We start from the raw sequence: 20,218 nt of genomic DNA, 5'->3' as shown, positions 1-20,218 counted from the left end.
GATGGTGAGGCGGTGTGTGATGGGACGACCGACCCGGTTCGCGGTGGCAGCGCTCGCACTCGGGGTGACGGTGACGGCACTCGCGGGCTGTTCGAAGAACACCGGCGAGCACGGTGGTACGACGCCGCGCGCGCAGATCTCCGGTGGGATCGCGACGAATCCGGCCGACTCGCGCGGGCCGGCGCCCGCGGTGGCGGGCGCGCGCAAGGGCGGCACCATCGACCTGTTGCAGGACAGCGACTACGACCACCTGGACCCGCAGCGCACGTACTCGATCCGGGAGTTCGCGATCGAGCAGGAGTTCGCCCGGCCGCTCACCTCGTTCCGTCAGGACTCGAAGGGCAACCTGACGCTGGTGGGTGACCTCGCGACCACGCCCGGTACCGACGTGCACCACGACTGCACGACGTGGCGGTTCACTCTCAAGCACGGCCTGAAGTACGCCGACGGCAGCACCATCACCGCCGCCGACGTGGCGTACGGGGTGGCCCGCTCGTTCGCCTCGTTCGAAGCCGACGGGCCGCACTACCTCCAGCAGTGGCTGGCGAACTCGCCGGACTACAACGCGAAGTACCACGGGCCGTACGACGGGGGAGCGGCGGTGCCGCCCGGCGTCACGGTCGCCGGGCAGACGCTGACGTTCACGTTCGCCAAGCCGCACTGCGACCTGCCGTTCGCGGCGTCGATGGGTACCACCGTGCCGGTGCCGAAGGCCAGGGACACCAGGCAGAAGTACGATCTGGCGCCGTTCTCGTCCGGGCCGTACCGGATCGCCGGCTATGCCAAGGGCAGCAAGCTGACGCTGGTGCGCAACAAGTACTGGGATCCGGCCACCGACCCGATCCGGCACGCCTACCCGGACGAGCTGGTCGTCAAGATGGGGCTGACCGACGAGTTGCAGGCCAACCAGGAGATCGCCGACTCCGGCGACGCGCGGTACTCGATCTCGCAGAACAGCGTGCCGCAGCAGCTGCTGTCGAAGGTCACCGGTGACGTCGCGGCCCGCAGCACCAAGGGCCTCACCTCGTTCGTGCAGTACCTCGCGATCAACACCCAGCGGGTCAAGGATCTGCAGGTGCGCAAGGCGATGGAGTACGCGATCAACCGGGCCGGGCTGGTGCAGGTGGTCGGCGGCCCGTTGCGCGGCAGCCCCACCACGACGATGCTGTCGCCGGCCACGATCGGCTACCACCAGTACGACGCGTACCCGTCCGGGCCGAACGGCGACCCGGCGAAGGCGCGGAAACTGTTGGGCGGCAAGCACCCCAAGCTCGTGTACGGGTACGAGAACAACGCCGAGGGGCAGAAGCAGGCGACGGTGGTGAAGGCGGCGTTCGAGAAGGCGGGCTTCCGGATCTCGCTGTCGCCGATCGACGCGGCCACGTTCTACTCCAGCCAGCAGCGGCGGGACAACCCGTGGGACTTCTACCTGGCGAACTGGGCGGCCGACTGGCCGAGCGGGTCGACCGTGCTGCCGCCGCTGTTCGACGGCCGCGGGCTGCAACCGCAGGGCAACTCCGACACCTCCTACCTCAACGATCCGGCGGTGAACAAGCAGATCGACCGGATCAACGCGCTGCCGTTCGCGCAGGCCGCGTCGCAGTGGGGCAGGCTCGACCAGCAGATCGTCACGGACACCGCCGCGGCGGTTCCGGCGTACGACTCGAACTTCGTCGGTGTCAACGGATCCCGGGTCGGCGGCGTGGTCCTCTCCAAGGTGCTCGCCACCCCCGTCTTCACCGACGTCTACGTCAAGGGGTCGTGACCGGTCGGCGCCGGGGGACCGGCCGCTGACGTAGGGTGCGGCGGTGGACAGTTTGAGTAGCGAGACGCTGGCCGATCCGGTGGCGTTGACCCGGGCGCTGGTGGACATCGAGTCGGTGTCCGGCGACGAGCAACGCATCACCGACACCGTCGAACGGGCGCTGCGCTCGGCGCCGCACCTGGCCGTGCAGCGTGACGGCAACGTGCTCTGCGCCCGTACCGAGTTGGGGCGGGAGCGGCGGGTCGTGCTCGCCGGCCACCTCGACACGGTGCCGATCGCGGACAACCTGCCGGCCCGGGTGGACGGCGACGTGCTGTGGGGCTGCGGTACCAGCGACATGAAGTCCGGTGACGCGCTGGCGCTGCACCTCGCGGTGACGCTGCCGGCGCCGCGGCACGACGTCACGTACCTGTTCTACGACTGCGAGGAGGTCGAGGCCGAGCGCAACGGCCTGAACCGGATCGCCCGCACCCGGCCCGACTGGCTCGCCGCCGACTTCGCCATCCTGCTGGAGGGCACGTACGGCGAGATCGAGGCCGGCTGCCAGGGGACGATGCGGGCCCGGCTGACCACCACCGGGGTGCGGGCGCACTCGGCCCGCAGCTGGCTCGGCAGCAACGCGATCCACGCCGCCGGCGAGGCGCTGGACCGGCTCCGGGCGTACTCGCCGCGCACCGTGGTGATCGACGGCTGCGAGTACCGGGAGGGGCTGAACGCGGTCCGCATCGCCGGCGGGGTGGCCGGCAACATCGTCCCGGACGAGTGCACCATCGACGTGAACTTCCGGTTCGCCCCGGACCGTACCGAGGCGGAGGCGCACGCCCACGTGCGCGAGGTGTTCGCCGGGCTGCCGGTGCACATCGAGATCACCGACTCGGCGCCCGGCGCGCTGCCCGGGCTGTCCGAGCCGGCCGCGGCGGAGTTCCTGGCCGCGATCGGTACGAAGCCGCGCGGCAAGTTCGGCTGGACCGACGTGGCCCGGTTCGCCGCCATCGGCATCCCGGCGCTCAACTACGGCCCCGGCGATCCGAACGTCGCGCACGCCCGGGACGAGCGGGTCGAGATCCCGCGCATCCGGGCCGGCGCCGAGGCGCTCCGCCGCTGGCTCTCCTGACCACCCGGCGCCCGGCCACGTCGATCGCGCCGGCCGCCGAGCGGCTTCCCCCCCGTACCGCGCACGATCGAGTCGCACGACACGCGGGCGACGCGGCGCGATGCGGGTGTCGGGCGTGCCGGTGAGACGGTCGGCGGGTGGTTCCGGCGTCGGGGTCTCCCGCTGGTTAACGTGGAGGCCATGAGTGACGGATCCGGGGTGGACGAGGGGCGGCCGACCGATCGGGACCGGTCGGTGAAGGGGCCGAGCTGGCAGCGCGGCCCGGTGGTGCTGCGCCGCGCGTCGCTGCCCCGCAGCATGGTCGACCAGCGCCTGCTGGACTCCCGCGAGCCGGTCGACTGGGTGCACACCGACCCGTGGCGGGTGCTGCGGATCCAGTCCGAGTTCGTCGAGGGGTTCGGCGCGCTGGCCGAGCTCGGCCCGGCGGTCAGCGTGTTCGGCTCGGCCCGCACCAAGCCGGGCACCGAGGAGTACCGGATGGCCGAGGAGCTGTCCGCCGCGCTCGCCCGGGCCGGGTACGCGGTGATCACCGGCGGTGGCCCCGGCGCCATGGAGGCGGCGAACAAGGGCGCGAGCCTCGCCGGTGGCACGGCGGTCGGCCTGGGCATCGAGCTGCCGTTCGAGCACGGTCTCAACGACTGGGTCGACCTGGGCATCAACTTCCGGTACTTCTTCGTCCGCAAGACGATGTTCGTCAAGTACGCGAGCGCGTTCTGCGTGCTGCCCGGCGGGTTCGGCACCATGGACGAGCTGTTCGAGGCGTTGACGCTGGTGCAGACCAAGCGCGTCACCTGGTTCCCCGTCATCCTGCTCGGCCGCTCGTACTGGCAGGGGCTGCTCGACTGGCTGCGCGACACGATGGTGCCAGCCGGCACGATCAACCCGTCCGACCTGGATCTGGTCCGGGTCACCGACGACGTCGACGAGGCGGTGGCGTGGGTGCTGGAGAGCGACCAGGCGCGCGACGCCCGGCAGCCGGACCCGCACACCACCGAGCCGCCGGTGGAGGGCTGAGATGGCCGCGATCGGGGTGTTCTGCGGTTCGTCCACGCTGGTGAGCAAGACCTACCTGGACCTGGCCGCCGACACCGGCGCCGAGCTGGCCCGGCGCGGCCACCTGCTGGTGTCCGGCGGCGGCAGCGTCGGCATGATGGGCGCGCTGGTGGCCGGCTGCCGCGCGGCCGGCGGCCGGACCTACGGCGTGATCCCGGAGGTGCTGTACGGCCGGGAGATCGCCGACGTCGGCTCCGACGAGCTGGTCGTCACCACCGACATGGCCGAGCGCAAGAACCGGATGATCGCCACCGCGGACGCGTTCCTCACCCTGCCCGGCGGCGTCGGCACCATGGACGAGCTGTTCGAGGTGTGGACCACCGGGCACCTCGGGCTGCACCACAAGCCGATCGCGTTGCTGTCCCCCGACGGCTTCTACGACGGCCTGATGTCCTATGTGGACACCCTGGTCCGGGACAGGTTCCTGTCGGCCGACGCCCGCGACCTGCTGCGGGTGGTGCACGACGTACCGGCCGCGGTCGACGTGCTGGAGGCCGCCCTCGCCGCCGGCCCGCACTGACCCGGGGTGCCGCGGATCGGCGCCCGCCGGGTCAGCCGAACCGGTGGGCGTTGCGGCGGCACCAGTCGGCGAAGGTGGCGGGCTCGCGGCCGAGCAGCGTGCGCACCGTGTCGGTACGGAATCCGACGGTGTCGGCACGCAGCTGCGCGAACCCCTCGACGATCGCCTCGGCGAGCGCGGGTGGGGCACCGTGCGGGAAGCGCGCGGCGACCGTCTCGGCGGGCGTACCGATCGGCCGGATCGCGATGTCCCGGCCGAGCGCCGCGGCCAGTACCCGGACCTGCTCGGTCACCGTGAACGTCTGCTCGCCGGTCAGGGTGTACGCGGCGCCGGCGTGGCCGTCCTCGGTGAGCGCCAGTGCGGCGACCGCGGCGATGTCGGCGGGATCGATCGGCGCGAACCGCCCCGGCCCGACCGGGTCGAGCACGTACCCGCCGGAGCGGATGGTCGGCAGCCAGTCGAACGCGTTCGTCATGTACCCGCCGGGCCGCAGCACCGTGGTCGGGATCCCGGACGCGCGCAGCAGTTCCTCCCGCTCGTGGTGCCATCGGCCCATCGCCGGCATCGGATCACCGAGCACGTTGTACGAGGAGAGCTGCACGACGTGGGTCACCCCGGCGGCGCGGGCGGCGGCCACCGCGTGCTCGGTGTGCGTCAGCCCGATGCCGGGGGTGAGCAGGAACAGCCGGTCGACCCCGTCGAACGCGCGGGCGAGCGTACCGGGGTCGTCCAGGTCGGCGACCGCTCGTTCGGCGCGGTCCGGCAGCGTGGCGGCGCGGGCCGGGTCGCGCACCAGGGCGCGGACCTCCGCGCCGCGCTCGACGAGGGTACGGACGAGTTCTCGGCCGACGTTTCCGGTGGCACCGGTGACCAGTAGCATGAGCAGTCCCCAGATCGTTTACGGGTTAATGACGTCCCTCGGAGCAGAACGATAACCGGTTAACGACATCGCGTCAACGCTCACCCGGGCCGCCGCGGAGGTACCGATGCCCGAACTGTTGGACCTGCACGGCCGCACCTCGAAGGCGCTGCGGGCGCTGGCCGAGGCGGCGATGCAGCGGCACGGCCTGCACCTCGGGCAGGACCACCTGCTCGCGGCGCTGTGGGAACGCGACGGCCGTACCCCGGGGGAGATCGCCGCCGCGGTCCGCGTCACCACCCCGGCGGTGGTGAAGATGGCCGGCCGGATGGTCACCGCCGGCTGGATCACCCGCCGCCCCGACGAGCGGGACAACCGCCTCGTGCGGCTCTGGCTCACCGACGCCGGCCAGGCCCTGCGGGAACCCGTCGAGGCGGCCCGACGCCAGCTCGAGGACCAGGTCACCGCCGGGCTCACCGGCGACGAGCGGGCCGCGCTGCTGTCCGCCCTGACGAAGGTGCACGACACCGCCACCGCGCTGCTGACCGAGCCGACCGCGTCCACGGACCGGGACGGCCCACCGCTGGCCGATCGCTGACCGTGCTCGGGGCGGAACCCGTCGGTCGCGACGCCCTGGTCAGCCCGACCCGTCCGGCCAGGGCAGCACCGTCAGTTCCGGCCAGCGTCGACGCCAGCGGGCCGCCTTCGACTCGTAGATCGACCGCGGCGCCTGCACCGGATTCGGCCGCAGCACCAGGTTGAACACGTCGGACAGCCCGTACGGCGCGTAGGCCCGCCAGCGGTCGCCCGGCTCGGCGCGCACCCCGACGCAGCAGGTGGTGGCGGCGAAGCTGTCGATCGCCGCCTCGCTGGAGGTGTAGGCCGGGCAGGGCACCCCGAACTTCGCCTCGTACCAGAGGTGCACCCGGGCCTCGTTGCGGATCTCGACCTCGACTGGCAGGTCCGCGAACACCGCCCGGCCGGCCGCGATCACCGCGTCCTCGGCGGCCCAGGACAGGTCGGCGTCGTCGAAGTAGAACACGTCGTAGTCCTTGATGCCGCCGCCCGGCGCCCGGTGCGTCACCACGTTCCACACCGTCTGGAACACGCACCCGGCGGTCAGGTACCACCCGGGCAGGTCGAGGGTGGCGGTGCGGGCCAGCACCTCGGTGAGCAGCTCGTTGCGCCGCAAGGTGGTGCGCAGCGCGGCCAGCTGTTCGTCCAGCGGCAGGCGACCGATCATGCCGCCCTGCCTACCAGGCCGCTGTGACAGGACCGCCGGGCTGCCGTTCGGGCGTCGACGGTGCCGCCGCCGCCGGGGCAGGGCGGCCGTGCCGGCACCGGCGGGGCTGCCGGCCGGGACCGAGGTCAGGCGAGGCCGCGGCGGGCGGCGGCGGGCTGCCGGTCGCCGCGGATGGTGGCGACCATGTCCAGCGCCTGCCGGGTGGCGCGGACCTGGTGGGCCCGGAAGAACCGGGCGCCCAGCCAGGCGCTGACCACGCTGGCGGCGAGCGTGCCGGACAGCCGGCCGGCCACCGGTACGTCCAGCGACTCGCCGACGAAGTCCTTGTTGGACAGGGCGACCAGCACCGGCCAGCCGGTGTCGGCGAGCTCGTCCAGCCGGCGGGTCAGCTCCAGCGAGTGCCGGGTGTTCTTGCCGAAGTCGTGCGCCGGGTCGATCAGGATCCCGTCCGGCCGTACCCCCAGCGAGACCGCGCGGTCGGCCAGCCGCGTCACCGTGTCGAGCACGTCGGCGACGACGTCGTCGTACGCCGGGCGGTGCGGCCGGGTACGCGGCGGCAGCCCACCGGTGTGCGAGCAGACCAGCCCGACGCCGGTCTCCGCGGCGACCTCGGCCAGCTGCGGGTCGGCGCCGGCCCAGGCGTCGTTGAGCAGGTCCGCGCCGGCGTCGACCGCCTGCCGGGCCACCTGCGCCCGCCAGGTGTCGACGGAGATCACCAGGTCGGGATGGCGCGCCCGGATGGTGGCCACGAACGGGACGATCCGCCGGATCTCCTCGTCCGCGTCCACCACCTGGCCCGGGCCGGCCTTGACGCCGCCGATGTCGACGATGTCGGCCCCTTCCTGAACCGCCCGGTCCACGGCCGCGAGCGCGGCCTCGGTACCGAACGTGGCGCCCTGGTCGAAGAACGAGTCCGGGGTCCGGTTGATGATGGCCATCACGGCCAGCTCGGTCGGCTCGAACGTGCGGCGACCGAGCCGCACCGGACCGCTGTCCACGCGCTACCTCCTGACGGTGTCCGCACCATCGTCCATCAGACCAGGTCAGACGCCTGGTCGGTCCGGTGGCGGCCGGCGCGTCGGGCGAGGCCCGGACCGGCACTACACCGTACCGGGGTCCTGTCGGTCTGTTCGCCGTGTCACGATTGCCGGTATGCGCGAGATTCTCCTGCTGCTCGTGGTGGCTCTGGTGGCCGCGGCCATCGTGTTCGGTGTGATCGTCGCGATCACCGGTGCGGCACGTGGCCTGCAGCCGGCCGAGCCGGACGAACGGGCCCGCCGGCTGCCCGGTGACCGCCCGCTCGCCGAGCGCGACCTGGGCGCCGTCCGGTTCGACGCGGTGGTCCGCGGCTACCGGATGGCGCAGGTCGACGCCGCGCTGCGCCGCGTCTCGTACGACCTGGGCTACAAGCAGGAGCTGATCGCGGCGCTGGAGGCCGAGGTGGCCGCGCTGCGGGACGGCCGCACCGCCGACGCCGACCTGCTCCGGGACCGCCGCCTCGCCGCCGCCGCGCCGGTACGCCCGGCCGCCCAGCGCCCGACCGGCGACGCGACCGCCGCACCGGCCCACGAGGCAGCGGCTGCCGCGCCCACCGCGAACGCCGCGCCCACCGAGGACCCGGTACCAGCCGAGAACCCCGCGCCGGCCGAGGACCCGGTGCCGGCCGAGGACAGCGGGTCGGCCGAGGACCTGGTGCCGGCCGAGGACAGCGGGTCGGCCGAGGACCTGGTGCCGGCCGAGGACAGCGGGTCGGCCGAGGACCTCGCGTCGGCCGAGGACAGCGGGTCGGCCGAGGACCTCGCGTCGGCCGAGGACCCGGTGCCAGCCGAGGAAAGCGGGCCGGTTGGGGACGCCGGGCACGCTGCCGGCGCGGAACCGGAAGACAGCGCGGAGGGGGCCGGCCCCGCGGAGGTTGCCGACGTCGCCGAGCCGGCGACGGACGCCGTGGCCGCCGAGGCGGACGGACCCGCCGGTGCGGCCGCGACTGCGGACGACGAGGCGGGCGACTCGGCGGCGGAGAAGTCGGACCCCGGCGGCGGCTCGAACGGGCGGGCGAACGGTGCGGCCCGCCGGGTCGCCGACCAGCCGGCGGTGAGCTGACCGCCATGAGTCACCGGGAGGCCGTGCCTCGTGCCCGGCCGGGGCGTAGCGGGGAGCGGGCACGAGCTGGCGCGGGCGAGCGGGTCGTGCGGATCGTGCTTCGGGTCCGGTCGGGACGTGGCGGGGAGCGGGGATGAGTGGCAGCCGCAGGTCGCCGGACCTGCTGATCGGCGCGGACGGTCGGGGGCGCTGCCCGTGGGCCGGCAGCGCGCCGGAGTACGTCGAGTACCACGACGACGAGTGGGGCCGGCCGGTGCGCACCGACGACGGGCTGTTCGAGCGGCTCACCCTGGAGGCGTTCCAGTCCGGCCTGGCGTGGATCACCATCCTGCGCAAGCGGCCGGCGTTCCGGCAGGCGTTCGCCGGCTTCCGGATCGGCAAGGTCGCGGCGTTCGGCGAGACGGACCGGGAGCGGCTGCTCGCCGACGCCGGCATCGTCCGCAACCGGGCGAAGATCGACGCCGCGCTGGCCAACGCCCGGGTGGCAGCCGACCTGCCGGGCGGCCTCGCCGCGCTGATCTGGTCGTACGCGCCGAAGCCGCGGCCCCGGCCGAAGCGGCTGGCGGACGTGCCGGCCACCAGCCCTGAGTCGGTGGCGCTGGCGAAGGAGCTGAAGCGGCGCGGTTTCCGGTTCGTCGGCCCGACCACCGCGTACGCGTTGATGCAGGCCGCCGGGCTGGTCGACGACCACCTGGCCGGCTGCATCGCGCCGGGCAACCCCGCCGACTGACCCGCTGCCGAACCGCCGGCGCCACCCGCCCGCTTGCGCCGATCACCCGGTGCGGGTGCCGCCGGGCGTCGATCCGGCGTACCGGTGCCGTCGCCGGGGTCGCCGGGATTCCGGGCCTCCGGGTCGTCCGTCGGTTCCGTTGCGCCCGGTGCGGGCGACGGCCCCGGTGCCGGTACGCCGGGCCGGCCCCGGCATGCTGAAAGATAAGGGTTGCCTCAGCAGCGCCGCGGGCTGCGGGTGATCGTGACGGCAGGCGGAGGTGTCATGACGCAGTGGATGGTCGCGGTCGGCCCGGAGCAGTTCCAGTCGGAACGGCTCTACCAGCACGACCAGCTGGAGGTACCGCTGCCGGCGGTGCTGCCGATGGCGGCCGGTGACCCGGTCGCGCTGGTCGCCGCCGGCGGCGCCGTGGCCGAACCGGTCGTGTTCGGGCTGGCCCGGGTCGTGACCCCGCCGTACCCGGTGGATCGGGTGCCGGACGATCCGGACGACGCCGACGGGGCCGGGCTGCCGGCGGCGATGGTGGTGGAGTACCTGCTGCGCGCGGTGGACCGGCCGGTGCCGCTGGTCGAGCTGGCGATCCCGGAGGCGATGGAGTTCGAGCCGGGCGACCCCGCCGTACTGGGCGAGCCCGGGTACGGCCGGATCGTCGCGGCGCTGGGGCCGCGGCCCAGCCCGGTCACGCCGAAGCGGGAGTGGCTGGTCAGCCTCGACCTGCCGATCGAGGCCGAGTCGCCGGCCGAGGCGGTCCGGATCTTCTGGACCTACGTCCGGCAGCTCGGCCCGGCGGAGCTGCCGGCGTTCGTCTCGCCGCGCGGCGACGAGACCGCGATGCGCCCGTACGTGCTCGGCGCCGAACACGAGATGGACCCCGAAGAGGACGAGTGACCGGCCGCCCCGGGTTTCCTTGCCGCGCATTCGATTCCGGGTCGGACGACCCCATGGGCCGACGTCGCGGGATCAGCGGCCGTGGAAGGTGGGACGGCGCTTGGCGACGAACGCCTCGGTGGCCGCCCGGTGGTCGTTGGTCGCGCCGCAGATCGACTGGGCGTCCGCCTCGACCGCGAGCGCGTCCCGCAGGCTGCCCGAGGCGCCGGTGGCGAGCTCGCGCTTGAGCTGCCCGTACGCCACGGTCGGCCCGGCGGCGAGCCGGGTGGCGAGCGCGGTGGCCGTGGGCAGTACCTCGTCGTCGGCGCCGACCAGCTCGGTGAACAGCCCGAGCCGGTCGGCGGTGGCGGCGTCCACCTTGGTACCGAGCAGGGTCAGCTCGGTGGCCTTGGCGTGGCCGACCAGCCGGGGCAGGGTCCAGGAGATGCCGGTGTCGCCGGCGAGACCGACCCCGGCGAAGCTCATCGAGAACGACGTGCCGGGGCCGCCGATGCGGAAGTCGGCGAGGAACGCCAGCGCCGCGCCCGCGCCGGCGGCCGGGCCCCGTACCGCGGCGACGACCGGCTTGGGCATCCCGCCGAGCAGCTCGGCGATCGGCGTGTAGTGCTCGTGCACGGTCCGCATCGGGTCGGCGCCGGAGCCCAGCGTCTCGATGTGCTCGCGCAGGTCCTGGCCGACGCAGAAGCCCCGGCCGGCGCCGGCGAGCAACAGGGCCCGGCAGCCGTCGTCGGCGGCGGCGTCGCGCAGCGCGTCCCGCAGCGCCTCCTTCAGCTCGACCGACAGCGAGTTCAGCGACTCGGGGCGGTTGAAGGTGAGGGTGACGACGCCGGTGTCGGCGCGGTCGACCAGCAGTACCTCGGTCATGGCAACCCTTCGGATCCTCAGCGGTGGGTGGTGGGCAGGCAGGAGTCCACGTACCGGTCGGCGGCGGCGCGCAGCCGACCCGCGTACCGGTCGAAGAAGGCGGCCGCGGCGGCGCCGGGCCAGTCGGCGGGCAGCAGCTCGGCCGGCAGCTGCGGGTCGGAGAACAGGAACGTCCGCCAGGCGTGCACCAGCCGGAACCGCGCCGCGTACGCCTGCTCGTCGGTCACCGTGGCCGGCAGCCCGGCGACCACCGGGGTGTACTCGGTGACGAACCGCCGGTACGCGGTGGCGAGCGCGGGCAGGTCCCAGGCGCGCCGGACCAGGTCGGTGGCGCCGGCGGTGTCGCCGGCGTGCCTCGCGACGAACCGTTCCGCGGTGACACCGACCTCGTCGAGCAGCGCGGCGACCTCGGCGTCCCGGGCCCGTACGGTGCCGCGGCGCGGGGCCGCCCAGGTGCTCGGCGACAGCGCGCCGAAGCCGAGGTAGCCGAGCGTGTCGGCCAGCCGGCCGCGTTGCGCGCGGTCGGCCGGCCCGGTCAGTACCAGCAGGTCGAACCGGCCGTCCCAGTCGCGCCGGGTGGTCCGGTAGATGCGCGCGGCGGCCTCGTCGAGCCGGCGCATCCCCCGAGCGGTGAGCGCGTAGCCGGGCCCGGCCGGCAGCCGCACCGGGGCCAGCCAGCCCTGCCGGACCATCCGGGAGATGGCGGTCCGGACCGCCGGTGCGGCGATGGACAGCGGCGCGAGCAGCCGGACGAGGGCCGCGACCGGTGCCTCACCGCCGCGCGGCCGAAGGTGATCTCCATAGAGATCGAACAGCGCGGAGCGGGCCTGCACGCTCGCGAGTGTGACAGTTCGATACCGAAGATGCCAACAACTGTCACATATCCCCGGGGTCGGTTTGGGTCCCGGCCCGCTTATCAGGGAAAATCACGGGGTGGAAGTGCGTCGCTGGCCGGCGGGCCGGCTCGGCCGCGACGCGCGGAAGGTATCGGCCGCGGGAAAACCCGCGGTGTCGAGTCGAGGGGAGACAACATGGCGGCCATGAAGCCGCGGACGGGCGACGGTCCGCTGGAGGTCACCAAGGAGGGCCGCGGCATCGTCATGCGGGTTCCGCTCGAAGGCGGTGGCCGGCTGGTCGTCGAGATGACCCCGGAGGAAGCCGGCGAGCTCGGCGAGGCGCTGAAGAACGTCGCGGGCTGATCCGTTTGCGGGGCGCCGTGCGGCACCCCACCGAACACCGGCCCGGTACCGATCCTCTCGGTGCCGGGCCGGTGTCCTGACCTGGTCGTCCCGACCTGCTGTCCCGATCTCCCTGTCCCGATCTCGCTGTCCCGCTTCCGGGACGGATGGAGCTGCGTGTGGCCTCCCTGACCCTGCGACTCGGCACCGGAACCCGGCCCGCCGTTCTGGCCGTGCCGGTCGCGCCCGCCGGCGACGCCCCCGCCGACTCTGCTGCCGGTGACTCCGCCGGCGGTGCTGGCGCTGCCGACTCCGTCGGCGGTGCTGGAGCTGATTCCGTTGGCGGTGCGCCGGCCGCGGTGCTGCCGACGGTTCCGCTGCCGGCGGGCACCGACACCATGCTCGCCGCGTACCTGGCGGACGTCGAACACTCCGGTGCCGCCGGCAGTACCGAGGTGCTGCCGCGCCCGGGGGAGCGGCCGCAGCGGTTGATCGCGGTCGGGGTCGGCGACGGCACCGAGGCCGACTGGCGCGCGGCCGGTGCCGCCGTGGTGCGCGCCGCCGCGAAGCAGCCGGCGGTGACCGTCGCGGTACCGGACGGGCTGGCCGACGCGCAGCTCGCCGGGCTGGCCGAGGGCATCCTGCTGGCCGGGTACCGGTTCAGCCTGGCCACGGACGACAGCGGCGCGCCGGCGCTGAGCCGGGTCACCGTCGCCGCCGACGCCGACCGGTACGGCCCGGCGCTGGCCCACGCGCAGGCGGTCGCCGAGGCCACCGCGCTGGCCCGGGACTGGACCAACACCCCCAGCAACGACAAGTCGCCGGAGTGGCTCGCCGGCCGGATCACCCGCGCCGCCGAGAAGCACCAGGTGCAGGTACGCGTCCGGGACGCCGCCGCGCTCGCCGACGAGGGGTTCGGCGGGGTGCTCGCGGTCGGTGGTGGTTCGCCGCGCCCGCCGCGGCTGGTGGAGCTGCGCTGGCGGCCGCGCGGTGCGCGCCGGCACGTGGTGCTCGTCGGCAAGGGGATCACGTACGACACCGGTGGCATCGACATCAAGCCGACCAGCGGCATGGAGCTGATGCGCAAGGACATGGGCGGTGCCGGCGCGGTCGCGGCGGCCACCATCGGCGCCGCCGCGCTGCGGCTGCCGGTCCGCGTCACGGCGCTGCTGCCGTTGGCGGACAACTTCGTCAGCGGCAGCGCGTACCGGTCCGGCGACGTGGTGCGGCACTACGGCGGGATCACCACCGAGATCCAGAACACCGACGCCGAGGGGCGCATCGTGCTCGCCGACGCCCTCGCGTACGCGGTGCGCCGGCTCGCGCCCGACGTGCTCGTCGACCTGGCCACCCTGACCGGCGCGCAGCGCGTCGCGCTGGGCAAGAAGACCGCCGCGCTGTACGCGACCGACGACGAGCTGGCCGCCGCGCTCGCCGCGGCCGGCGACGACGCCGGCGAGCCGATGTGGCGGATGCCGCTGCCCGTCGACTACGTCGAGAAGGTGCACAGCTCGGCGGTCGCCGACCTGAACAACGCGCCGGTACCGGGCGAGGCCGGGTCGGTGATGGCCGCGCTGTTCCTGCGCGAGTTCACCGCCGGCCACCCGCACTGGGCGCACCTGGACATGTCCGCGCCGGCCTGGTCGTCCAGCGCCACCGGCGAACTGCCGAAGGGCGCCACCGGCTGGGGTGTCCGCACCCTGCTGCGCTACCTCGCCACCCAGTGACCCGGTGCCGGACCCGCCAAGGGCCCGGCACCCTAGCCCCGCCGCTCTGCCGCCGGATCGGCCGAGCGGCGGGTCACCGCCCGGTCGAGGAAGTCCTCGACGGTGTCCAGCACCGCGTGGAAGCGCGGCGAGCCGAAGAAGTCGAAGTTGTGCTGGGTGCCCGGCAGCTCGGCGTACGCGACGGGCCGGCTGACGGCACGGCCCAGCGCCGCGGCGAACTCGCGGGCGTCCTCGACGAGCACCATGGTGTCCAGCGCGCCGTGGACCAGCAGGAACGGCGGGGCGTCCGACCGCAGGTGCGCCAGCGGCGCCGCGGCGGTGGCCCCGAGCGGCCCGGCGCTGCCGTAGTACCCGTAGAGGCCGATCACCGCGGCGATCGACGTGTCGGCCGTCTCGAAGCCGGGCTGCGGCCGCCGGTCGTCGGCGGTCAGCGCCGCCATCGTGGCCAGGTGGGCGCCGGCCGAGCCGCCGGCCAGGACGACGGTCGAGGGATCCGCGCCGTACTCGGCGGCGTGCGCGCGGATCCAGGCGACCACCCGCTTGACGTCGGCGAGCTGGTCGGCGTAGCCGACGTGCCGGAGCCGGTAGTTGGCGCTGACGCAGACCCAGCCGTGACCGGCGAGCCGGTACAGCAGCGGTCGGCCGCCGATCATCTTGTTGCCGATCGCGAAGCCACCGCCGTGCAGGTAGACCAGCACCGGGGCGTTCGGCGGGCGGCGCCGGGCGAGGTACAGGTCGAGCAGCTGGCCGCGACCGGGCTCCGGGCCGTACCGCAGGTTGCGGACCCGACGCACGCCGGCGCGCCAGGAGACGAACGGGACCAGCAGCCTCGGCCACGGCATCCGGGTGTGCCGGTGCGGCCCGGCGCCGAACGCGGCGTCCAGCGCGGCGGTGAGCACCGGCCGGGCGGTACGGGTGCGCACCGCGAGCGCCACCATCCCGGCGGCCGGCACGGCGGTGAGGCCGAGCCCGAGCCACCACCGCGGCGCCCCGGCGGTACCGCCGGTGAGGTACGGCAGGGCCGAGGCGGCGAGCACGTACAGGGCGACGAACGGCTGCTCGTTGAGCAGGTAGGTCACCGCCGCCACCGTCGACCACGGGCTCGACCGGCGCGGCCGCGGCGGTCGCAACGCGAGCGCGACCAGCAGCACGAACAGCGCGATCGTGGTGATGAATCCGGGCGGCATCGTCGTCCTCGTTCCGCCGACGTCGGGACGTCGCAAGCCTCGCCGGAACGCGGTCGCCGGCACATCGGCCGGGCGATGGCGGCGCCCCGGCCCCCGGTCGGTACCGGCATCGACTTTGGTCGGTGGTACCGCGTTCTCCACCCGGGTCTCCACCCGCGCGCCGATCCGGGTACGCCGCCCGATCCCTACCTTCGGTGGGCGGGGAAAGGGGTACGCGATGGAGAAGACCGTCCTGGCCATCGGCGTGGTGCTGGTGGTCGTCGCACTGATGATCGTGCGGCGGGTGTACGGCGAGCCGCTGCGGGCGCGCCGGCTGCTGCTCGCGCCGGTGATCGAGCTGGCGATCGGCGGGTACCAGATCGCCACGCACGGCGGGCTGCCGGCGGGCGAGTGGCTGTCGCTGGCGCTGACCGGCGCGGTGTCGCTCGGCCTGGGCGCGGCCCGCGGCGGGACGGTCCAGCTGTTCGAGCGGCGCGGCGTGCTGTGGCAGCGGTACCGGCTGCGCACCTTCCTGGTGTGGGTCGGCGCGTTCGTCGCCCGGTTCGGCGTCCGTGCCCTGCTCGCCGCGCTCGGCGTCACCACGGCCGCGGCCAGCGTCTCGTCGCTCGCGTCCGGCGGCAGGCCGCACTTCAGTGCCGCGCTGATCGGTACCCTGCTGATCACCTCGGGGCTCGGCTTCCTCGGCGAGTCGCTGGTGCTCACGCCGCGCGCGCTCGCCACCGGCGTACCGATGCAGGCGTCCGGGAGCGGCGGGTCGTCGCTGCTGGGGATACTCGACGGGGTGCGAGGCGACGACCGGCCGGTGGGTGGCGCTCGCCGGCGGAGGTGAGACGTGCAGCCCATGTGGTGGGGCCGGCCCGAGGAGGGCCCGGTGACCTGGGACGTCCTCGTCCGGCGGGCGATCCGGCTCGCGGTGCTGGTGTTCATGGCCGCCGCGGTGCTCGTGATCGAGACCCGGCACTGGTCGCCGCACCGCAGCGTACCGGCGGTGATCCTGCTCGGCTTGTCGGTCGTCGGGATGCTGCTGCTGTGGCCGATGCGCCGCGGCGACCACCGGTACGTGCCGGCGATCCTGCTGGTCACCGCGGCGCTGACGGTGGCGCTCGGCATCGTCACCCCGGACACGCTCGGCGGGCTGTTCCTGTTCCTGCCGGTGTCGGTGGCGGCGATCCGGTGGCGGATCGACGCCTCCGCCGCGGTCGTGGTCGGCATCGTGGTCTGCTACGTCGGCGGTACCTGGCTGGTCTGGCACCAGTGGCCGGACTGGTGGCTGCTCGGCGGGCTGGCCGGCTCGTACCTGGGCGGGTTGCTCGACCACACCCACCAGGAGCGGGTCCGGCAGTCGGCCGAGCTGCTGGAGCAGAAGCAGCGGGTGCACGTCGCCGAGGCGCGGTCGGCCACGCTGGCCGAACGCAGCCGGATCGCCCGCGAGATCCACGACGTGCTGGCGCACTCGCTGGCGGCGTTGGCGGTACAGCTGGAGGCGGCGGACGCGCTGCTCGGCGCCGGTCGGGAGGAGAAGGCGCGGGAGGTGGTGCGTACCTCGCGCCGGCTGGCCCGGGAGGGGCTGGCCGAGACCAAGCAGGCGGTGCTGGCGCTGCGGGAGGGCGCCAGCGCGCCGCTGCCCGAGTCGCTGTCCGCGCTGCTCGCGGCCACCGCGCCGGACGGGGCCGCGGCCGGCGAGGACGGCCGGGACGGCCGGCTGCGGGTCGACGGGACGGTGCGCGAGGTGCCGGAGGAGGCGGCCTTCGCGCTGTACCGGATCGCCCAGGAGGCGTTGACGAACGCGGCGAAGCACGCCACCGGGGCACCGGTACGGATGGTCCTCGCCTACGGTGCCGACCGGGTCGAGCTGACGATCCGGAACGACCCGCCACCCGACGGTGCGCCGACGGCGCTGGCCGCGGCCGGCAGCGGGTACGGCCTGACCGGCATGCGGGAGCGGCTCGAACCGCTCGGCGGCACCCTGGAGGCGGGGCCGCTCGACGGCGGTTGGCAGGTGGCGGCGAGGATTCCGGTATGACCGAACCGGTGCGCATCGTGGTCGCCGACGACCAGACCGCGGTACGGGAAGGGCTCGCCACCATGCTCGACCTGCTGCCCGACGTGACCGTGGTGGCCACCGCGCCGGGCGGTGTCGAGGCGGTGGCCGCGGTCGCCGCGCACGCCCCCGACGTCGTACTGATGGACCTGCACATGCCCGGGATGGACGGGGTGACCGCCACCCGGCAGATCGCGGCCGAGCACCCGGACACCCGGGTGGTCGTGCTGACCACGTTCGCCGACGACCAGAGCGTGCTGGCCGGGCTGCGGGCCGGCGCGATCGGCTACCTGACCAAGGAGGCCGGCCGGGACGAGATCGCCCGCGCGGTGCACGCCGCGGCCGCCGGCCAGGGCGTACTGGACGCCGACGTGCAGCGGCGGTTGGTGGCCGCGACCGCCACACCGATCCCGCCGGTACCGGCCGGGCGGGAGCTCCCCGACGGACTGACCCCCCGCGAGGGGGAGGTGCTCGCGCTGATCGCCGCCGGGCTGACCAACCGGGAGATCGCCACCGAGCTGTACGTCAGCGAGGCGACCGTCAAGACGCACATCAACAACCTGTTCACCAAGGCGCGGCTGCGGGACCGCGCCCAGGCGGTCCGGTACGCCTACCAGCACGGCATCGTCCCGCCCGAGCGCTGAGGGTCCGATGCTGGAGCGTGCCGGCGCAGCGGGACGGCGCGCCGGCACGCTCGTCGGCGACGAGGTCAGGAGCCGTTGGTCGGTGCGCCGGGCGGCGGGGCGATGGGGCTCAGGTGCAGCCCGGCGAGGCGCCAGCGGCCGTCGCTGCGCACCAGGATCTGGGTGACCCGGAACTTCCCGTCGCTCGGCCGCCCCTGGTACGCGGCCCGCTGCTCCTGGATGCCGATCACGACGGCACAGTCGCCGTAGTCGCGGACCGTGACGTCGTGCCAGTTCAGCTCGGTGGTGACGAACTGGCCGGACCGGTACCGGTCGAGCCACTGCTTCCGGTCGAGGACGAAGCCCAGCGGGCCCACCAGGGTGAAGTCGTCGACGGCCAGCTCGTCGAGGGTGTCGGTGTCGCCCTGCACCTCGGCCGCGGCCCAGCGCCGGCCGAGTTCGGTGATGTCGGTGATGGACATGGTGCCCGCCTCTCGGGTTGGATTCGATGAGACAAACGTTAGACCTCTAACGATTAGCCGTCAAGCATTTTCGTCGGAACTGGGTTACGCTCTCGCCATGGGACCGCCTGCCCGGATGCCGATCGGCCTGGCCCTGGCCCGCTCGGCCAAGACCGTGAGCCGCGCCTTCGACGATGCACTCGCCGCCGCCGGCGGCAGCCTGCCCAGCTGGCTGATCCTGATCTCGCTGAAGACCCGGGCGCACGCCAACCAGCGCGAACTCGCCGCGGCGATCGGCATCCAGGGCGCGACGCTGACCCACCACCTCAACGCGATGGAGTCGGCCGGCCTGCTGGTGCGCCGGCGCGACCCGGCCAACCGCCGGGTGCACCAGGTGACGATGACCGACGAGGGGGAGCGGCTGTTCCACCGGCTGCGGCGGGCCGCCACCGACTTCGACCGGCAACTGCGCGCCGGCCTCGACGACGGTGACCTCGACGCGCTCACCCGCATGCTCGGCACCCTCGCCGGCAACGTCGCCACCGAGGCCGCCGACCCCACGGACACCTTCCCGAACCCCGCCGCCGCCCACTGACCGCCGACCGGTTCGGCCCGCCGACCACCTCCGGCCTCCTGCCGGTTCCGGCCGCCGCCCGCAGAGCGGTTCCGGCCGGCGATCCCCGGTCGGCTCAGGCGGCGCGGTGCGGGTGGGTGGCTGGGTGGCGTGGTCGGGTCAGGCGGCGCGGTGCGGGCGGGTGGCGTGCGTGGTCGGCACGCCGTGGGCGGCCAGCGCTGTCTTCGCGTAGTACGCCCACCAGCCGAGGTAACGGCCGTAGCGCTCGGCGACCGCGTCGATCGGGGTGTCCGCGCCGTAGAGCCGGGCGGCCACGTCGGCGAACTGCGGCATCGCGATCGGCAGCCGATCGGGCCGGCCGAGCACCCGCAGCATGACCGCCGCCGCGGTGAACTCGCCGACCCCGCGGATGCGCCGCAGCTCGGCCCACACCTGGTCGTACGGCGCGGTGGCGAGCCACTGCTCGTCCGCGTCGGCGAGCGCGTGGATCGCCGCCAGCAGGTAGTCGGTCTGCCGGGTGTTGGCGGTGAAACGGCCGAGCTGGTCGGGCCCGATCCCGGTCAGCGTGGCGAACGCCGGGAACGCCACGAACCGCTGCCCGTCCACCGTCAGCGACGGCCCGTGCGCCGCCGCGAGCCGGCGCTTGCGCAGCCCGGCGACCCGCTGCGCGGTGCGCTGGGTGAGCACGAAGTAGCACGCCCCCTCGGCCAGCGAGGCGAACCGGACCTGGTGCAGCCCGGCCAGCTCGGCGAGCACCGGCCGCAGCGCCGGATCGTCGGCGGCCACGGCGAGGAAGCCGGTCATGTCGTCGGTCAGGCCGAGCCAGTCGGACACCTGCCGCTCGGCCCAGCGCAGCTCGCCGTCGGTGAGCGAGCGGCCGCCGAACACCGCGAGCGACACGCCGGCCCGGCCGTCGCCGCGGGGGCCGACCTCCACCACGATCGCCTCGGCGGTCGGCCCGGCCGACGCGGGCAACGCGAACGCCTTGCGGACCGCCCCATCGGCGATGACCTGCTCGCCGGCGCACGGGGCGAAACCGGACAGCGCGCGCAGGCTCTGCCGCAGATCGAACGGCGACACGGCCGGAAGCTTGGTGGTGTGCTGAAGGCTGCTCGACATGGCCCCAGCATCGAACACAGGTACGACACTTTCCCGGCCACGGCGGCCTCGCCCGGCGACGGCCGGGAACCTCCGAACGGCACGACCCGCCGCGACCGCGGAACCGGGAACGGCACGACCCGGCGCGACCGCGGAACCGGGAACTGCTCGGCGGCACGACCCGGCGCGGCCG

General features: G+C 74.4%; 21 protein-coding genes and 1 pseudogene. 14 read left to right on the top strand and 8 right to left on the bottom strand.

Translation table 11 applies throughout. From position 1 onward, the window contains the following. Nucleotides 1–19: 19 nt before the first annotated feature. From NUM_RS32340 to NUM_RS32325, 4 genes are all read left to right on the top strand, one after another. Nucleotides 20–1,765 carry an ABC transporter substrate-binding protein gene (locus NUM_RS32340; RefSeq protein ID WP_207128727.1) on the top strand — a complete coding sequence of 582 codons (1,746 nt, stop codon included), beginning with the start codon at nucleotides 20–22 and terminating at the stop codon, nucleotides 1,763–1,765. A gap of 43 nt (nucleotides 1,766–1,808) precedes the next feature. Next, nucleotides 1,809–2,879 (top strand): succinyl-diaminopimelate desuccinylase, encoded by a 1,071-nt coding sequence (gene dapE / locus NUM_RS32335; RefSeq protein ID WP_207128726.1) that lies wholly within the window; start codon nucleotides 1,809–1,811, stop codon nucleotides 2,877–2,879. Nucleotides 2,880–3,059: 180 nt separating this feature from the next. Next, nucleotides 3,060–3,893, top strand: a complete 834-nt coding sequence (locus NUM_RS32330) for an LOG family protein (protein WP_207128725.1) — start codon at nucleotides 3,060–3,062, stop codon at nucleotides 3,891–3,893. Between the two features lies 1 nt (nucleotide 3,894). After that, complete coding sequence (locus NUM_RS32325; RefSeq protein WP_207128724.1) at nucleotides 3,895–4,452, top strand: LOG family protein; 558 nt, start codon at nucleotides 3,895–3,897, stop codon at nucleotides 4,450–4,452. A 31-nt stretch (nucleotides 4,453–4,483) separates the two neighbouring features. Here NUM_RS32325 and NUM_RS32320 read toward each other — a convergent pair whose 3' ends face one another. Next, nucleotides 4,484–5,332 carry an NAD(P)H-binding protein gene (locus tag NUM_RS32320; RefSeq protein WP_207128723.1) on the bottom strand — a complete coding sequence of 283 codons (849 nt, stop codon included), beginning with the start codon at nucleotides 5,330–5,332 and terminating at the stop codon, nucleotides 4,484–4,486. Nucleotides 5,333–5,438: 106 nt separating this feature from the next. Between NUM_RS32320 and NUM_RS32315 the strand changes: the two genes are divergently transcribed. Further along, the gene (locus tag NUM_RS32315; protein WP_207128722.1) at nucleotides 5,439–5,909 is read left to right on the top strand and encodes a MarR family winged helix-turn-helix transcriptional regulator; all 471 of its coding nucleotides are present in this window, start codon (nucleotides 5,439–5,441) and stop codon (nucleotides 5,907–5,909) included. A gap of 39 nt (nucleotides 5,910–5,948) precedes the next feature. On the opposite strand, the gene NUM_RS32310 is transcribed toward NUM_RS32315, so the two are convergent. Continuing rightward, on the bottom strand, nucleotides 5,949–6,554 hold the full coding sequence (locus tag NUM_RS32310; RefSeq protein WP_207128721.1) for a nucleotidyltransferase family protein: 606 nt from the start codon (nucleotides 6,552–6,554) through the stop codon (nucleotides 5,949–5,951). A 125-nt stretch (nucleotides 6,555–6,679) separates the two neighbouring features. Then, nucleotides 6,680–7,492, bottom strand: coding sequence for a dihydropteroate synthase (gene folP / locus NUM_RS32305; protein ID WP_207128797.1), 813 nt, complete (start codon nucleotides 7,490–7,492; stop codon nucleotides 6,680–6,682). A 214-nt stretch (nucleotides 7,493–7,706) separates the two neighbouring features. Between folP and NUM_RS37525 the strand changes: the two are divergent. From NUM_RS37525 to NUM_RS32290, 3 genes and pseudogenes are all read left to right on the top strand, one after another. Continuing rightward, nucleotides 7,707–8,112, top strand: a pseudogene (locus tag NUM_RS37525) (DivIVA domain-containing protein); the annotation flags it as partial. A gap of 675 nt (nucleotides 8,113–8,787) precedes the next feature. Continuing rightward, nucleotides 8,788–9,384, top strand: a complete 597-nt coding sequence (locus NUM_RS32295; RefSeq protein WP_207128719.1) for a DNA-3-methyladenine glycosylase I — start codon at nucleotides 8,788–8,790, stop codon at nucleotides 9,382–9,384. A gap of 264 nt (nucleotides 9,385–9,648) precedes the next feature. After that, nucleotides 9,649–10,272 carry a hypothetical protein gene (locus NUM_RS32290; RefSeq protein ID WP_207128718.1) on the top strand — a complete coding sequence of 208 codons (624 nt, stop codon included), beginning with the start codon at nucleotides 9,649–9,651 and terminating at the stop codon, nucleotides 10,270–10,272. A gap of 72 nt (nucleotides 10,273–10,344) precedes the next feature. Here the strand turns inward: NUM_RS32290 and NUM_RS32285 are convergent, their stop codons facing one another. Further along, nucleotides 10,345–11,136 (bottom strand): enoyl-CoA hydratase-related protein, encoded by a 792-nt coding sequence (locus tag NUM_RS32285; RefSeq protein ID WP_207128717.1) that lies wholly within the window; start codon nucleotides 11,134–11,136, stop codon nucleotides 10,345–10,347. 17 nt (nucleotides 11,137–11,153) lie between these two features. Then, the gene (locus NUM_RS32280; RefSeq protein WP_207128716.1) at nucleotides 11,154–11,969 is read right to left on the bottom strand and encodes a PaaX family transcriptional regulator; all 816 of its coding nucleotides are present in this window, start codon (nucleotides 11,967–11,969) and stop codon (nucleotides 11,154–11,156) included. Nucleotides 11,970–12,167: 198 nt separating this feature from the next. Between NUM_RS32280 and NUM_RS32275 the strand changes: the two genes are divergently transcribed. Both NUM_RS32275 and NUM_RS32270 read left to right on the top strand, forming a co-directional pair. Beyond that, the gene (locus NUM_RS32275; RefSeq protein WP_084132636.1) at nucleotides 12,168–12,335 is read left to right on the top strand and encodes a DUF3117 domain-containing protein; all 168 of its coding nucleotides are present in this window, start codon (nucleotides 12,168–12,170) and stop codon (nucleotides 12,333–12,335) included. A gap of 158 nt (nucleotides 12,336–12,493) precedes the next feature. After that, the gene (locus NUM_RS32270; RefSeq protein ID WP_225918997.1) at nucleotides 12,494–14,041 is read left to right on the top strand and encodes a leucyl aminopeptidase; all 1,548 of its coding nucleotides are present in this window, start codon (nucleotides 12,494–12,496) and stop codon (nucleotides 14,039–14,041) included. 32 nt (nucleotides 14,042–14,073) lie between these two features. Here NUM_RS32270 and NUM_RS32265 read toward each other — a convergent pair whose 3' ends face one another. Then, nucleotides 14,074–15,228 (bottom strand): alpha/beta hydrolase, encoded by a 1,155-nt coding sequence (locus NUM_RS32265; RefSeq protein WP_207128714.1) that lies wholly within the window; start codon nucleotides 15,226–15,228, stop codon nucleotides 14,074–14,076. A 217-nt stretch (nucleotides 15,229–15,445) separates the two neighbouring features. On the opposite strand from NUM_RS32265, the gene NUM_RS32260 reads away from it, so the two are divergent. From NUM_RS32260 to NUM_RS32250, 3 genes are read left to right on the top strand one after another with little or no spacing between them, the layout of a single operon-like run. After that, the gene (locus NUM_RS32260; protein ID WP_207128713.1) at nucleotides 15,446–16,057 is read left to right on the top strand and encodes a hypothetical protein; all 612 of its coding nucleotides are present in this window, start codon (nucleotides 15,446–15,448) and stop codon (nucleotides 16,055–16,057) included. Nucleotides 16,058–16,099: 42 nt separating this feature from the next. Beyond that, entirely contained in the window at nucleotides 16,100–17,251 is a 1,152-nt protein-coding gene (locus NUM_RS37790) for a sensor histidine kinase (RefSeq protein ID WP_207128712.1), read from the top strand. After that, nucleotides 17,248–17,913, top strand: a complete 666-nt coding sequence (locus tag NUM_RS32250; RefSeq protein ID WP_207128711.1) for a response regulator — start codon at nucleotides 17,248–17,250, stop codon at nucleotides 17,911–17,913. The genes NUM_RS37790 and NUM_RS32250 overlap by 4 nt, the downstream gene beginning before the upstream one ends. Before the next feature lie 65 nt (nucleotides 17,914–17,978). Here the strand turns inward: NUM_RS32250 and NUM_RS32245 are convergent, their stop codons facing one another. Beyond that, the gene (locus tag NUM_RS32245) at nucleotides 17,979–18,374 is read right to left on the bottom strand and encodes a nuclear transport factor 2 family protein (protein ID WP_207128710.1); all 396 of its coding nucleotides are present in this window, start codon (nucleotides 18,372–18,374) and stop codon (nucleotides 17,979–17,981) included. Between the two features lie 97 nt (nucleotides 18,375–18,471). On the opposite strand from NUM_RS32245, the gene NUM_RS32240 reads away from it, so the two are divergent. Continuing rightward, nucleotides 18,472–18,948 carry a MarR family winged helix-turn-helix transcriptional regulator gene (locus tag NUM_RS32240; RefSeq protein WP_207128709.1) on the top strand — a complete coding sequence of 159 codons (477 nt, stop codon included), beginning with the start codon at nucleotides 18,472–18,474 and terminating at the stop codon, nucleotides 18,946–18,948. A gap of 138 nt (nucleotides 18,949–19,086) precedes the next feature. Here NUM_RS32240 and NUM_RS32235 read toward each other — a convergent pair whose 3' ends face one another. Continuing rightward, entirely contained in the window at nucleotides 19,087–20,046 is a 960-nt protein-coding gene (locus NUM_RS32235) for a DNA-3-methyladenine glycosylase family protein (RefSeq protein WP_207128708.1), read from the bottom strand. Nucleotides 20,047–20,218: the final 172 nt, after the last annotated feature.

The sequence above is a fragment of the Actinocatenispora comari genome (assembly GCF_017312725.1).
Lineage (GTDB): Bacteria > Actinomycetota > Actinomycetes > Mycobacteriales > Micromonosporaceae > Actinocatenispora > Actinocatenispora comari.
This window is presented reverse-complemented; position numbering and strand designations above follow the sequence as displayed.

What these genes read in the sequence shown, in the direction of transcription:
- NUM_RS32275 (WP_084132636.1), top strand. Translation starts at nt 12,168, where the DNA reads ATGGCGGCCATGAAGCCGCGGACGGGCGACGGTCCGCTGGAGGTCACC.
- NUM_RS32320 (WP_207128723.1), bottom strand. Translation starts at nt 5,332, where the DNA reads ATGCTACTGGTCACCGGTGCCACCGGAAACGTCGGCCGAGAACTCGTC.
- NUM_RS32235 (WP_207128708.1), bottom strand. Translation starts at nt 20,046, where the DNA reads ATGTCGAGCAGCCTTCAGCACACCACCAAGCTTCCGGCCGTGTCGCCG.
- NUM_RS32250 (WP_207128711.1), top strand. Translation starts at nt 17,248, where the DNA reads ATGACCGAACCGGTGCGCATCGTGGTCGCCGACGACCAGACCGCGGTA.
- NUM_RS32290 (WP_207128718.1), top strand. Translation starts at nt 9,649, where the DNA reads ATGACGCAGTGGATGGTCGCGGTCGGCCCGGAGCAGTTCCAGTCGGAA.
- NUM_RS32325 (WP_207128724.1), top strand. Translation starts at nt 3,895, where the DNA reads ATGGCCGCGATCGGGGTGTTCTGCGGTTCGTCCACGCTGGTGAGCAAG.
- NUM_RS32295 (WP_207128719.1), top strand. Translation starts at nt 8,788, where the DNA reads ATGAGTGGCAGCCGCAGGTCGCCGGACCTGCTGATCGGCGCGGACGGT.
- NUM_RS32265 (WP_207128714.1), bottom strand. Translation starts at nt 15,228, where the DNA reads ATGCCGCCCGGATTCATCACCACGATCGCGCTGTTCGTGCTGCTGGTC.
- NUM_RS32340 (WP_207128727.1), top strand. Translation starts at nt 20, where the DNA reads ATGGGACGACCGACCCGGTTCGCGGTGGCAGCGCTCGCACTCGGGGTG.
- NUM_RS32310 (WP_207128721.1), bottom strand. Translation starts at nt 6,554, where the DNA reads ATGATCGGTCGCCTGCCGCTGGACGAACAGCTGGCCGCGCTGCGCACC.
- NUM_RS32285 (WP_207128717.1), bottom strand. Translation starts at nt 11,136, where the DNA reads ATGACCGAGGTACTGCTGGTCGACCGCGCCGACACCGGCGTCGTCACC.
- folP (WP_207128797.1), bottom strand. Translation starts at nt 7,492, where the DNA reads ATGGCCATCATCAACCGGACCCCGGACTCGTTCTTCGACCAGGGCGCC.
- NUM_RS32245 (WP_207128710.1), bottom strand. Translation starts at nt 18,374, where the DNA reads ATGTCCATCACCGACATCACCGAACTCGGCCGGCGCTGGGCCGCGGCC.
- NUM_RS32330 (WP_207128725.1), top strand. Translation starts at nt 3,060, where the DNA reads ATGAGTGACGGATCCGGGGTGGACGAGGGGCGGCCGACCGATCGGGAC.
- NUM_RS32240 (WP_207128709.1), top strand. Translation starts at nt 18,472, where the DNA reads ATGGGACCGCCTGCCCGGATGCCGATCGGCCTGGCCCTGGCCCGCTCG.
- NUM_RS32315 (WP_207128722.1), top strand. Translation starts at nt 5,439, where the DNA reads ATGCCCGAACTGTTGGACCTGCACGGCCGCACCTCGAAGGCGCTGCGG.
- NUM_RS32260 (WP_207128713.1), top strand. Translation starts at nt 15,446, where the DNA reads ATGGAGAAGACCGTCCTGGCCATCGGCGTGGTGCTGGTGGTCGTCGCA.